At 71.5% G+C, this 13,018-nt stretch carries 12 protein-coding genes; 9 read left to right on the forward strand and 3 right to left on the reverse strand.

Going from position 1 to position 13,018, the window contains the following annotated elements; all coding sequences use genetic code 11:
• The first annotated feature begins 41 nt into the window (after positions 1–41).
• Together ACFVYA_RS47045 and ACFVYA_RS47050 are read left to right on the forward strand one after the other, a co-directional pair.
• On the forward strand, positions 42–806 hold the full coding sequence (locus ACFVYA_RS47045) for an FHA domain-containing protein (protein ID WP_387054765.1): 765 nt from the start codon (positions 42–44) through the stop codon (positions 804–806).
• On the forward strand, positions 807–1,178 hold the full coding sequence (locus tag ACFVYA_RS47050) for a hypothetical protein (RefSeq protein WP_387054766.1): 372 nt from the start codon (positions 807–809) through the stop codon (positions 1,176–1,178).
• Here the strand turns inward: ACFVYA_RS47050 and ACFVYA_RS47055 are convergent.
• Positions 1,175–2,488, reverse strand: coding sequence for an MFS transporter (locus tag ACFVYA_RS47055; protein ID WP_285991429.1), 1,314 nt, complete (start codon positions 2,486–2,488; stop codon positions 1,175–1,177). The two genes, ACFVYA_RS47050 and ACFVYA_RS47055, sit on opposite strands and share 4 nt — an antisense overlap.
• A gap of 153 nt (positions 2,489–2,641) precedes the next feature.
• Positions 2,642–3,286, reverse strand: coding sequence for a TetR/AcrR family transcriptional regulator (locus ACFVYA_RS47060; protein WP_387054769.1), 645 nt, complete (start codon positions 3,284–3,286; stop codon positions 2,642–2,644).
• A gap of 113 nt (positions 3,287–3,399) precedes the next feature.
• Between ACFVYA_RS47060 and ACFVYA_RS47065 the strand changes: the two genes are divergently transcribed.
• The 7 genes from ACFVYA_RS47065 (at position 3,400) to ACFVYA_RS47095 (ending at position 11,788) form a co-directional block, all read left to right on the forward strand.
• Positions 3,400–4,248 carry a shikimate dehydrogenase gene (locus ACFVYA_RS47065; protein WP_387054771.1) on the forward strand — a complete coding sequence of 283 codons (849 nt, stop codon included), beginning with the start codon at positions 3,400–3,402 and terminating at the stop codon, positions 4,246–4,248.
• A complete protein-coding gene (locus ACFVYA_RS47070) occupies positions 4,238–6,037 on the forward strand; it encodes a TIM barrel protein (protein WP_387054773.1) in 1,800 nt (599 codons plus the stop codon). Before ACFVYA_RS47065 ends, ACFVYA_RS47070 begins: the two co-directional genes overlap by 11 nt.
• Before the next feature lie 301 nt (positions 6,038–6,338).
• Positions 6,339–7,640, forward strand: a complete 1,302-nt coding sequence (locus ACFVYA_RS47075) for a sugar ABC transporter substrate-binding protein (RefSeq protein WP_285991432.1) — start codon at positions 6,339–6,341, stop codon at positions 7,638–7,640.
• Positions 7,637–8,623, forward strand: a complete 987-nt coding sequence (locus ACFVYA_RS47080) for a carbohydrate ABC transporter permease (RefSeq protein WP_387054775.1) — start codon at positions 7,637–7,639, stop codon at positions 8,621–8,623. The genes ACFVYA_RS47075 and ACFVYA_RS47080 overlap by 4 nt, the downstream gene beginning before the upstream one ends.
• The gene (locus ACFVYA_RS47085; RefSeq protein WP_387054777.1) at positions 8,620–9,450 is read left to right on the forward strand and encodes a carbohydrate ABC transporter permease; all 831 of its coding nucleotides are present in this window, start codon (positions 8,620–8,622) and stop codon (positions 9,448–9,450) included. The genes ACFVYA_RS47080 and ACFVYA_RS47085 overlap by 4 nt, the downstream gene beginning before the upstream one ends.
• A 5-nt stretch (positions 9,451–9,455) precedes the next feature.
• The gene (locus tag ACFVYA_RS47090; protein WP_387054779.1) at positions 9,456–10,916 is read left to right on the forward strand and encodes a glycoside hydrolase family 3 protein; all 1,461 of its coding nucleotides are present in this window, start codon (positions 9,456–9,458) and stop codon (positions 10,914–10,916) included.
• A 113-nt stretch (positions 10,917–11,029) separates the two neighbouring features.
• The gene (locus ACFVYA_RS47095; protein ID WP_387054781.1) at positions 11,030–11,788 is read left to right on the forward strand and encodes a hypothetical protein; all 759 of its coding nucleotides are present in this window, start codon (positions 11,030–11,032) and stop codon (positions 11,786–11,788) included.
• An 82-nt stretch (positions 11,789–11,870) separates the two neighbouring features.
• On the opposite strand, the gene ACFVYA_RS47100 is transcribed toward ACFVYA_RS47095, so the two are convergent.
• Positions 11,871–12,920, reverse strand: a complete 1,050-nt coding sequence (locus tag ACFVYA_RS47100; protein ID WP_387054784.1) for a DUF2235 domain-containing protein — start codon at positions 12,918–12,920, stop codon at positions 11,871–11,873.
• Positions 12,921–13,018: the final 98 nt, after the last annotated feature.

Here is a 13,018-nt window from a genome sequence, read left to right on the forward strand (position 1 = left end):
TCCTTGAAGGGCAGAGCCGTGCGGCGGGTGGGAGGGTACCGATGGCCGGGGCGAGGATCGAGACGCTCGGCGGGGCCGGCGCGCGCCTGGCGGTGCGCCGGGGCTCGTGGCTGGTGGGGCGCGGGCCGGACGCGGACCTGCGGCTGCGCTCCGAGCAGGTTTCGCTGCGGCACGCCTGGGTCCGCCAGGACGCACGCGGCACCTGGGTGGCCGACGCCGGGTCGCGCAACGGGACCTGGGTCAACGGGCGGCGGCTGGCGCCGCGGCAGGACCACCCGCTCTCGGACGGCGACCGGCTCGAGTTCGGCCCGGTCGCCGCGGTCTACTCCGACGGCGAGGGCGGCACGCAGCAAACCCGGAACTGGCAGCGTCCTCCGTCCGGCGGCGTCTCGTTCGGCGATGTTTCGGCCGGGACGATCAACAACGCCGGGCGCGACGTCAACCACAGCTACGACAACCGCCAGCACCACAACTACGAGCTCACCACGCCGGAAGGCGAGGCGCTCTCCCTCATGGCGACCGGGAAGGGGCTCGGCCGGCCGATCATGTTCCTCGGGATGCTCATGAGCCTCGTCGGGTTCGGGCTGTTCGGGTCGGGGATCTTCCGGTTCATCAAGGCGGGCGCGGACGCGATGGCGGCGGATTCGTTCGCCGCACCGCCGTCACCGCTCGGCCCGGAGGTCTTCGGCGGGGTGCCGCTGGGCGCGGTCGGCTTCGCGCTGTTCGCGCTGGGCGGCGTGGTGTCGTCGATCGGGCTGGTCATGGCCAAGGCGGCGCGCGAGCGGCGCCGGAACGGGAGGCACTAGATGGACGGCATCCACTTCCACGGCGACGTTCGCGCGGGGACGGTCAACAACGCGGTCCACGGCGACATCAACACCGTCCACGGTGGACACCAGGAGATCCACCGGGGGTTCGACGCGCGCCAGGTCGCTTCGCTGGTGCGCGCGGTCCGCGGCGAACTCGACGCGGCGCGCCTGCCGCCGGCCACGAAGGACGCCGTGCACGACGCCCTCGACGAGGTCGACCGGGACGTCGTGCACGGCGGAACCGGCGCGGGCGCGAAGGTGCGCCGGGCCCGGGACCTGCTCCGGGACGCCGGCGGTCTCGCGACCGCCGGCGCCGGGTTGTGTACCGCGGTGCGGGCTCTCGCCGCAGCGGTCGGCGTTCCGTTCTAACCGTCCACAGCGGACGCGACCACAGTGGACGGTGCCGCGGGTGCCGCGCCGCCCAGCCGGGCGGTCGGCACCCGGTAGGTCTCCCGGGCCGTCGCCGCGGCCAGCGCCGCCACCACGCACACCGCCGCGGTGAAGATCGCGACGCCGAGCCAGTCCTGCTTGCCCGAACCGATCGCCGCCACGACGCTGGGGGCGAAACCCGCCACCGCGAAGCCGATCTGGGTGCCGATCGCCATGCCGGACAGGCGGACCCGCGCGCTGAACATCTCGCCGTACAGCGCCGGCCAGACCCCGTTGACGCCGGAGTACGCCACGCCGAACAGCACGATGCCGAGCACGAACAGCAGCGCGTACGAGCCGATCGAGATCGACCACAGGTACGGGAAGATCAGCACGCCGCAGGCCAGGCAGCCGGTGATGAACACCGGTTTGCGCCCGACGCGGTCGGCGAGGCCGGCCAGCAGCGGGATCGCCGCCAGCGCGACGACGTTCGCGAGCACGCCGACCCAGAGCATCGGGGTGCGCGACAGGCCGATCGTGTTGACCGCGTAGCTCAGCGCGTAGACGGTGAAGATCGTGCTCACCGAGGCGATCGTCGCCGCTGCCACCACCCGCAGGACATCCGCCCAGTGGTGGCGGAACAGGACCGCGACCGGCAGCTTCGCGACGTCGGTGCGTTCGAACACCGGTGTCTCGTCGAGCTTGCGCCGGATCACGAAGCCGACCACCACGACCAGCGCGCTGCCCCAGAACGGCACCCGCCAGCCCCAGGTCAGCAGCTGCTCCGCCGGCAGCGCGGCGACCGGCAGGAAGATCGCGGTGGCCAGGATCTGCCCGGCTTGCGTGCCGCTCAGGGTGAAGCTGGTGAAGTAGGCGCGCCGGTGCTCCGGGGCGTGTTCCAGTGACATCGAGTTCGCGCCCGCCTGCTCACCGGCCGCGGAAAGTCCTTGCAGCAGGCGGAGAACGACCAGCAGGACCGGCGCGAGGACGCCGACGCTCGCGTACGTCGGCAGGCAGCCGACGCAGAACGTCGCGAAACCCATGAGCAGCAGGGTGAAGACGAGGACGCGCTTGCGGCCGAACCGGTCGCCGATGTGGCCGAGGACGAACGCGCCGACCGGCCGGGCGAGGTAGCCGACGCCGAAGGTGGCCAGGGCCAGCAGGGTGCCGGTGGCGGGGGAGGAGGCGGGGAAGAACACCTTGCCGAACACGAGCGCGGCGGCGGTGCCGTAGATGAAGAAGTCGTAGTACTCGAGCGCGCTGCCGATCCAGGCGGCCAGCGCCGCCTTGCGGGGCATCGATCCGGTCACGGGCACGATCTCCTGACGTCCGTGCTTCGTTGCGCAGACTGTGGTGCTGAAGACTGCCGGGGGAAGCAATGTACGGTCTAGTTAGTTAATAGAGAGTGCGAGACCGGGGCGCCGGGTGTCAAGAGATCCTTTTCGCCGGGCGGCGCGCGCGGCTCAGCGCGCGGTCAGGTACTCGATCAGCAAGTCGCCGAGCATCGTGCGGTAGTGCGCGCGGCGAGCCGCGTCCAGCATGTCGCGGCCGAAGATCGCCTGGAACGTGTGCCGGTTCGCCAGCCGGAACACGCAGAACGAGCTGATGATCATGTGGACGTCGAGCGGGTCGGCGTCGGTCCGGAACAGGCCGGCCTTGCGCCCCCGCTCGAGGATCCGCGTGATGCCGCCGAGCGCCGGGTCGGCCAGTCCGGCCAGGATCTCCGACTGCGAGAGGTGTTCCGCGTGGTGGATGTTCTCGATGCTGACCAGCCGGATGAAGTCCGGGTTGGCCTCGTGGTGGTCGAAGGTCAGCGCGGCCAGCCGCCGCAGCGCGTGCTCCGGCTCGAGGTGCTCGACGTCCAGCTGGGCTTCCAGCTTCCGGATCGCGGTGTACGCGTGCTCCAGCACGGCGATGTAGAGCTGTTCCTTGCCGCCGAAGTAGTAGTAGATCATCCGCTTGGTGGTGCTGGTGCGGGCGGCGATCTCGTCGACCCGGGCGCCGGTGTAGCCCTTGTCCGCGAACTCCCGCGTGGCCACCGCGAGGATGTCGGCGCGCGTCCGTTCCTTGTCGCGCTGGCGCTCGGCTTCCGACGATGGTGCGGCCACCTGACTCCCTCCGCGCAGGTCAACGGCCCCACTCTAGTCCAGCCCTTCCGCCGGGGCGGACGCCGCGCTAACGTGAACGTACTAGTTCGTACATTAATCGCGGAGGGTGCGGCGTGACCAGCTACCTGATCGGGCTCGTCGGTACCGGCATCGGGCCGTCCGCCAGCCCGGCCCTGCACGAACGCGAGGCCGACGAGCTCGGCCTCCGCTACGTCTACCGCCTGCTGGACCTCGACGTGCTCCGCCGCCCGGTCGCCGAGGTGCTCGCGGCGGCCCGGCTCGCCGGGTTCGACGGCCTCAACGTCACCCACCCGGCCAAGCAGGCGGTCCTGCCGCACCTCGACGAGCTCTCACCCGAAGCCGCCGCGCTCGGCGCGGTCAACACCGTCGTCTTCGACCGGGGCCGCGCGATCGGCCACAACACCGACGCGACGGGATTCGCCCGCAGCCTCACCCTCGGCCTGCCGGACGTCCGCCTCGACGACGTCGTCCTGCTCGGCGCCGGGGGAGCGGGAGCGGCGGTCGCCCACGCGCTCCTCTCGCTGGGCACCGGGCGCCTCACCGTCCACGACGTCGACGGTGACCGCAGCGCCCGGCTGGCCGAGGCGCTCGAGCGGAGGTTCGGCCCGGGCCGGGCAGTGACCGGAGACCCGACCGCGATCCAGCACGCCGACGGCCTGGTGCACGCCACCCCGACCGGGATGGCCGCGCACCCCGGCTCGCCGGTCCCGGGCGAGCTGCTGCACCCGCGGCTGTGGGTCGCCGACATCGTTTACCGCCCCCTCGAGACCGCGCTGCTGGCCGCCGCCCGCGCCCGCGGCTGCCGGGTGCTGCACGGGGGCGGCATGGTCGTGCTCCAGGCCGCCGAATCGTTCCGGCTGTTCACCGGCGCCGAGCCCGACCCGGCGCGGATGCTGCGCCACTTCGACGCCCTGGAAGGAGAGGCCGCCCGTGCCGCCTGAACCGCGCACCGCGATCGCCACCGTCTGCCTGTCCGGCACCTTGGAAGACAAGCTGGCCGCGGCCGCCGCGGCCGGGTTCGACGGCGTCGAGCTGTTCGAGAACGATCTGGTGGTCTCCCCGTCGAGCCCGGCGGAGATCCGCCGCCGCTGCGCCGACCTCGGCCTGTCCATCGACCTCTACCAGCCGTTCCGTGACTTCGAAGCCGTCCCGCCGGAGCGGCACGCGGCCAACCTGCGCCGTGCGGCGCGCAAGTTCGACGTCATGGCCGAGCTCGGGACCGGCACGGTCCTGGTCTGCTCTTCGGTCTCGCCCGAGGCGATCGACGACGACGAACTGGCCGCCGAACAGCTGCGTGCCCTCGCCGACCTCGCGGCCGGGCGCGGGATGCGGATCGCCTACGAAGCCCTGGCCTGGGGCCGGCACGTGAGCGGGTACGAGCACGCCTGGCGCATCGTCCGCCGTGCCGCGCACCCCGCGCTCGGCCTCTGCCTGGACAGCTTCCACATCCTCTCGAAGGGCCACGACCCGGCGCCGATCCGCGCGATCCCCGGCGAGAAGATCTTCTTCTTGCAGCTCGCCGACGCGCCCACGCTGCCGATGGACGTGCTGCCGTGGAGCCGGCACCACCGGCTCTTCCCCGGCCAGGGCGACTTCGACCTGACCGCGTTCACCGGGCACGTGCTCGCCGCGGGCTACCGCGGGCCGCTGTCGCTGGAGGTCTTCAACGACGTGTTCCGCCAGGCCGATCCGCGTCCGGCCGCGGTCGACGCGCTGCGGTCGCTGCTGGCGCTGAAGGAATCCCTGGGCGTGCTCGAGCTGCCGGCCGCGCCGGCGCTGACCGGCCACGCGTTCGCCGAGGTCGTGACCGATCCGGGGGCGGGCAGCGTGCTGGCTTCGCTCGGGTTCGCGCGCACCGGCGTCCACCGGACCAAGCCGGTCGAACTGTGGGAGCAGGGCGAGGCCCGCGTGGTGGTCAACGAAGGCGGCGCGGCGCACGGCGCCGTCGGGGCGGTGGCGCTGGCGAGCACCGACCCGGACCGCTCCGCCCGCCGGGCCGAAGCCCTGCTCGCGCCGGTCCTGCCGCGCGTGCGCGGCCCGCGCGAGGCCGATCTGGCTTCGGTCGAGGCGCCGGACGGCACCCAGGTGTTCCTCTGCGGCGACGACTGGCGGGACGACTTCACGCCCACCGGCGAAACGGCGATCGGCGCGGGGGTCTTCGGAATCGATCACGTGGCCCTCACCCAGCCGTTCGACCACTTCGAGGAGGCGGCGCTGTTCTACCGCTCGGTGTTCGGGCTGACGCCGTCCCCGGTCGCCGCGTTCGCGGCGCCGTTCGGGCTCGTGCGCAGCCGCGCGGTGGCGGCAGGGGCGGTCCGGCTGACGCTGGAGGCCGCCGTGGTCCGCCGCGGCGAATGGGCGCCGGCGGTCCCCGAACCGCAGCACGTGGCGTTCGCCTGCACGGACGCGCTCGCCGCGGCCGAGGCGATGCGGGCGGCGGGTGCGCCCCTGCTGGACATCCCCGGCAACTACTACGACGACCTCGAAGCCCGGCTGGACCTGCCGCTGGAACGACTCGCCGTGCTGCGGGAGCGTTCGGTGCTCTACGACCGGGACGAGCAAGGCGAGTTCCTGCACTTCTACACCGCGTTGGCCGGGGCCCGGGTGTTCTTCGAGGTGGTGCAGCGGATCGGCGGGTACCGCGGGTTCGGCGTGGTCAACGCGCCGGTGCGAATGGCCGCCCACCGCGCCAGGCGACACGCGGCCCCGCCGGTGAAAACGCCGGCCTGATCGCCCCCACCGCCCCGGGAAGTCTTTCCCGGGGCGGTTTTCGTCGTGGCACGGCACCGCGGGCGCGCGGATTTCCGGTTCCCCAGCGGTGAAAAACGCCCGGGACCCCTTCCTATCCGGACGACTTCTGGCGCGCCTCTCCGGTCGCCGGTAACCGCCCGGCTACTCGCCGCATGCGTTTACAACGTTCCGGCAACCGCCTTGACAGGGCCTGTGGTACGTACCACTCTAACCCCAACATTGGTCTACACCATTTGGGGCGCTCGGCCGCGGTGGCCGGGCATGGAAAGGACGGCATCGAGTGAAACGCTGGCTCAAGCTGGCGGCGGGCGCCGCCGCACTCACGCTCGCGACCGCAGGCTGCGCGGGCTCCAGCGGCTCGGACACCGCGGCCTCGCCGAGCGGCAACGCACCGCTGAGCGGGACCGTCACGGTCTGGCTGATGACCGGCTCCGCGCCGGCCACCCTGACCGACGCGCTCAACAAGGAGTTCGAGGCCGCGCACCCCGGGGTCAAGGTCAAGTACGAAGTCCAGCAGTGGGACGGCATCCAGCAGAAGCTGACCACCGCGCTGGCCGGCGGCGCGCCGCCGGACGTCATCGAGATCGGCAACACGCAGACCGCCGCGTTCGCCGCGCAGGACGGCGTGCTGACCGACCTGACCGCCGACAAGGACAGCTTCAACGGCTCGCAGTGGCTCAAGGGTCTCGCCGACTCCGGCAGCTACGACGGCAAGACCTACGGCGTCCCGTTCTACGCGGCCAACCGTGAGGTCATCTACCGCAAGGACATGTTCGAGCAGGCCGGCATCGCCAAGCCGCCGGCGTCGAACGACGAGTGGGTCGACGCGATCGGCAAGCTGAAGGCCAAGTTCGGCTCCGACCCCGACTTCCAGGCGCTCTACATGCCGGGCCAGAACTGGTACGCGCTGCTGTCGTTCATCTGGGACAACGGCGGGGACATCGCCAAGGCCGACGGCAAGAACTACAAGGCCACCCTGGACACCCCCGAGGCCAAGGCCGGCCTCGACTTCTACAAGAAGCTCGTCGACACCTCCGGCACCAAGGCGCCGAAGGACGCCGACGAGGCGAAGCCGCAGCAGGCGACCGTCTACGGCGCCGGCAAGGTGGCCATGATGATCGGCCTCCCGTGGGAGCTGGCGACCGCGGCCAAGACCGACGCGAGCCTCACCGGCAAGACCGGCGCCTTCGCCATCCCGAGCAAGAACGCCGGCCAGAGCGCCCCGGTCTTCCTCGGTGGCTCCAACCTGGCCATCCCGGCCAACAGCAAGAACGTGGCCGCGGCCAAGGAGTACATCAAGCTGCTGGCCGGCCCGAAGTACCAGAGCCAGCTCGCCGCGGCCGGCGTCGTGCCCGGCACGTCGACCGACCTCACCGGTCTGGACAAGGACCCGCTGGGCAGCGTGATGGCCAAGGCTTCGGCCAACGGCAAGGCCGTGCCGGCCAGCCCGAAGTGGGGTGACGTGGAGTCCGGCCAGAACCCGGTCAAGGACATGCTGACCGCGTACCTGACCGGCAAGAAGACGCTCGACCAGGCGACCGCCGACGCCAACGCAGCGCTGAACAAGCTCATCGGCGGATGACCGCGACCGCCAATGTGACGATGCCGGCGGGGGCGACCCCGCCGGCATCGCCGCGCGACACGCGGGCCCGAAAGCGCAGGCGGGGCCGGTTCGGCGACCGGGTGCTCCCGTACCTGCTCCTGCTCCCCGCGCTCGCGGCCATCTTGGTCCTGCTCGCCTGGCCGCTGGTCCAGGTGCTCGCGATCAGCTTCCGCAAGCTCGACATCGGCCAGCTGGTCTCCGGCAAGACGGTCTGGATCGGGTTCGACAACTACACGAACACGCTGTCCGACCCGGAGTTCTGGACGATCACCGCCCGGACCCTGGTCTTCACCGCCGCCGTCGTGGCCGCCACCGTCCTCGGCGGGCTGCTGCTGGCGGTGCTGATGCGCCACCTCGGCCCGGTCGTGCGGATCATGGTCCAGGTGACGCTGGTGCTGGCGTGGGCGACCCCGGTGATCGCGACGACCACGGTGTTCCAGTGGATCTTCGACGAGCAGTACGGCATCCTCAACAAGACGCTGGACCGGCTCGGCTTCCCCGGCTTCATCGGGTTCTCGTGGTTCTCCAGCGGCGCCAGCACGCTCACCGTGATCGGGCTGCTCATCGTGTGGCAGGCCGTGCCGTTCGTGACGTTCTCGCTGTACGCGGGCATCATCGGTGTCCCGCGCGAGCAGTACGAGGCCGCCGGCATCGACGGCGCCGGCGCGTGGCAGACCTTCCGCGCGGTCACCTGGCCCGCCATCCGGCCGATCACCACCATGGTCACGTTCCTCTCGGTGCTGTGGGACTTCAACGCCTTCGCGCAGATCTGGGCGATCCGGGAAGGCGGCCCGGACGGCGGGAGCACCACGCTGGCCGTCGTGCTGTACCTCAAGGGCATCGCGGGCAACCACTTCGGCGCGGCGGGGGCGATCGCGACCCTGATGCTGATCGTGCTCGCCCTCATCACCGGCCGGTACATCCAGCTGCTGGTCCGGACCCCGGAAGGTGATCTCAAGTGAGGAAGTCGCTGCCGCAGCGGATCGCGCTCTCGGTCGTCGGCGTGGTCGTGGCGCTGCTGGTCCTCTTCCCGACGTACTGGATGTTCGTCACCTCCCTGCGGACGCCCGGCCAGATCCTGTCGCCGAAGTACGACCTGATCCCGACTTCGTTCTCGTTCGGCAACTTCGCCACCGCGCTGGGCAAGGACAACTTCCCGACCTACCTGATGAACAGCCTGATCGTCACGGTCGGTTCGGTGCTGTGCGCGCTGATCGCCGGGACGCTGGCGGCGATCCCGCTGTCGCGGCTGCGGTTCACCGGCCGCAAGGGGTTCCTGGTCCTGGTCATGGTGGCGCAGCTGGCGCCGGTGTCGGCCCTGTTCATCCCGCTGTTCCTGCTGATGAAGGATGCCGGGCTGCTCAACACGCTGCCGTCGCTGCTGCTGATCTACTTCGCGACCACGCTGCCGTTCACGGTGTGGATGCTCTACGGCTTCGTCAACGGGATCCCGTACGAGCTGGAAGAGGCCGCGATGATCGACGGCTGCAGCCAGACCGGCGCCTTCCGGCGCGTCACGCTGCCGTTGCTCGGCCCTGGCCTGGTCACCACGTCGGTGTTCAGCTTCATCACCGCCTGGAACGAGTACCTGTTCGCGCTGGTCTTCATCCGGGACAAGCCGAAGGAGACCCTGCCGGTGTGGCTCGCGTCGTTCCGCACCGCGTTCGCCACCGACTGGGGCGGCGTCATGGCCGCTTCGGTCATCTACGCGGTCCCGGCGCTGATCTTCTTCCTGCTCGTGCAACGCAAGCTGGTGTCCGGCGCGACCGCCGGCGCCGTGAAGGGGTAGCCCCGTTGTCCACGCCAGAGACGCAGTCCTCGCCCGAGAAGCTCGCCGAAGCCGTCCTCCTGCCCGGGTTCGCCGGGACGACCGCGCCGGACTGGCTGCGCCGCCGGATCGCCGGCGGCCTGGGCGGGGTGGTGCTGTTCGGCCGCAACGTCGTCGACGACGAGCAGGTCGCCGCGGTCACCGCCCCGCAGCGCGGTGAGCGCCACGGGGGGGTGGGGGGCAACGACGAAGAGGGTGGAGACGTCACCCGCCTCGACGTGAACACCGGGTCGTTCGTACCGGGCCCGCTCGCCCTCGGCGCGGCCGACGACCCGGAGCTGACCACGGCCGTCGCGGCCGCGCTCGGCGAACGGCTCGCGGCGTGCGGGGTCACGCTCGACTTGGCGCCCTGCGCGGACCTGACGCTGGCCGCCGAGGACCCGATCATCGGCGTCCGGGCGTTCGGGTCCGACCCGGCGAAAGCGTCGCCGCACGTCGCGGCGTACGTGACCGGCCTGCAGAAGTACGGCGTGGCGGCGTGCGCGAAGCACTTCCCGGGCCACGGCGCGGCGACCGAGGACTCGCACGTGGCGCTGCCGGTGCTGCCACGCACGGTCGAGGAGCTGCACGAGATCGAGCTGGTCCCGTTCGCCGCGGCGATCCGGGCCGGCGTCCGGTCGGTGATGTCGGGCCACCTGGTCGTGGCGGCCTGGGGCGACGCGCCGGCCACGCTCAACCGGACCGCGCTCACCGGCGTCCTGCGCGGCGAGCTCGGCTTCACCGGCGCGGTGATCACCGACGCGCTCGAGATGGGCGCGGTGTCCGGCGCGTACGGGCGCCACGACGGCCTCGGCCGCTCGGCCGTGCGGGCCCTGGCCGCGGGGGCGGACGCGTTGTGCCTCGGCGGCGCGGCGTTCGAAGCCGAGCATCTGGACGCCTGCGTCGCGGCGATCGTGGCCGCGGTCGCGGCGGGCGAGCTGCCCCTGGAGCGGCTGGCGGAGGCGGCGGAGCGGACGGCGGGGCTGGGCACCGACCCGGCGCCGGCGCAGGTCGGCCCGGTCGACCGGCGGCTCGGCCTCGAAGCGGCGCGCAAGGCGCTGCGGGTGCACGGCGAACCCCGGCTGGACGGCCCGCCGCTGGTCGTCGACGTCCGGACCGACCCGACCATCGCGGCCGGGCCGATGCCGTGGGGTCTCGGCGCGCACCTGGCCGAGCTCGTGCCGGGCACCCGGGTGCTCACCGTGACCCCCGAGGACGCCGGCGTGGTGCTCGAGGCGGCACCGGGGTTCCGCAGCGTCGTCGTGGTGACGCGGGAAGCGCACCGGCACCCGCGGGTGCGCGCGCTGCTCGCCGCCCTGTCCGGACTGGATTTCATCCGGGTGGAGACGGGCGTGCCCGGCCCCGACGGCGGCGACGGCGGTCCGCGGATCGACACGTTCAGCGGTTCGTACGTCAGCCTGCGCGCCGCGGCGGAATATCTCGCCTGAAACCGATATTTCGTCCGGTTTGCCGCAACTCCAGAACGACGCCCGCGATTTGTACGCGCCTTGTACCGGCGGTCTTCATTCTGTCCTCACACCGAAAACTGGAGGACGGAAGAATGAACATGGGCATCGTGAAGCGGATGGCGGGGGTCGCCGGTATCGCCGCGGCGATCGTGGTCGTCGGGGCGGGCCCGGCGTTCGCGGCATCGGGCACCGTGCACACCGATTCCGGCGCGGCGCTGACCCTGCGGTCCAGCCCGAGCGCGAGCGCGGGTTCGGTCGGCAGCATCGCCGACGGCACCGCGGTGACCATCAGCTGCCAGACCAACGGATCCACCGTCGACGGCAAGTACGGAACCTCGGACATCTGGGACAAGGTGGGCGACGGCTACGTCAGCGACGCCTACGTCTACACCGGCTCCGACGGCCGGGTCGCCCCGGACTGCGCGGGTTCGACGCTGGCCTGCTCGACCGCGGGCACCGGCGACCCGAACACCTGCGCCGAGGCAGTGACCAAGGCGAAGTCCCGCATCCACAAGAACGACCTCGACTCCTACGAGCGCTGGTGCGACCGGATCAACGCGCAGAACTACGGGTTCAGCGCCAGCGGCTCGGACACGGCCTACATCCACTGGACCCAGATCCCGTCGTCGTTCAAGCACCCGGGTGACTACCAGGTCCCGGCCGGTGGCCTCGCCTTCTTCAAGAGCAGCGGTGCCGGGCACACGATGATCTCGATCGGCGGCGGCAAGTTCCTGTCGAACGACATCAACGGCTTCGGCAGCTACACCGAGACGACGATCGCCCAGATCAAGAGCGACTGGGGCCAGACCTACCTCGGCTGGTCGCAGCCGTGGTTCAAGGTGAACCACTGACACCCTGAACGTGCATGAGCCCCTGTCCACCTCCCGCGGACAGGGGCTCGTCCGCGTGCGGTGGACAGTCCGGTTCGGACAGTCAGACCTTCGTGATCCGGTGGGCCGGATCCGCCAGGTACGTCAGCAGGTTCCCGGGCCGGTACGGCGGCCGGAGCTGTTCACTGCGGTGCACCACGCACGACGCCGCGGACTCCGTCGCCGGGTCCACCCGGCCGATGCCGCGGTCGGCCGAGCCGAACCACCGGTAGAACGCCTTGAGGGAATTGTGCAGCTCGCCGAGTTCGTCACGCCCGGACAGATACCCGAAGGCGTTCTCCTCGAACGCGAGGCCGCACTGCTCGGCGCGGTCGGCCATCCACCGCAGGGCGAGGTTCGACAAAGCGGGCTGCTGATAGCCGCCGCCGACGTCGGAATGGGCGCCGGCGAACCAGACCTGTTCGCGGATCCGGCCGTCCGCCGCTTTCGACGGCGCCCAGACGGCCGGGCTGAACGACTTGCGGTGCTCGTCGACCGCCAGCGCCTGGAACGCCGCCTGCACGATCGAGGTCAGCTCCATGTCGTGGAACTGCCAGCGCTTGTTCAGCAGGTGGATCAGCCGGCCGCCGCTGAGGGGGATGCCCAGCGCGCCGACGGTGTCCCAGACGCCGACGAACCGGATGGGTGTCCGGTCTTCGCGGGCGTACTTCGCGCGGAACTCGCGGGCCCGCGGGCTGTCCGGGCCGGAGGCGTCCCGGTCGCGATCGCGGTAGAGCCGGTAGGCCTCCTCGAGCCGGCCGATCTCGCCGGGCAGCAGGACGCCGCAGTTGCGGATGAAGCCCACGGTGCTGCGCGCGGTGTAGGCACCGCGGCTGAAGCCGAAGAAGAACAGTTCGTCGCCGGGTTCGTAGTTTTCGGCGACGAAGCGGTAAGCGTCCTGGACCTTCGCCGAGAGCCCCATGCCGAAAGCGCCGCCGACGAGGTGGTCCACCAGCTTCCCGGTCCCGACGCCTTCGCGGTAGTGGACCCGCTGCGGCGTGCCGGCCGGGTCGACGGGCGCGACGGCCTTCTGGAGCTGGCCCACGTTGGTCGGAGCCGGCTGGCGGAGGGTGTTCCAGGTCCCGTCGCAGCAGATCACCAGACGTTTCGCCATGCTTCCTCCCTGGTCCGGACCCTCGTGAGTCGCCGGCACCCGGTACGGCGTTACGCCTGGTCGGTCGCCCGCAACGGTGAGGCCGACCGCCGGCGGCA

Source organism: Amycolatopsis sp. NPDC058278, assembly GCF_042881395.1.
Lineage (GTDB): Bacteria > Actinomycetota > Actinomycetes > Mycobacteriales > Pseudonocardiaceae > Amycolatopsis.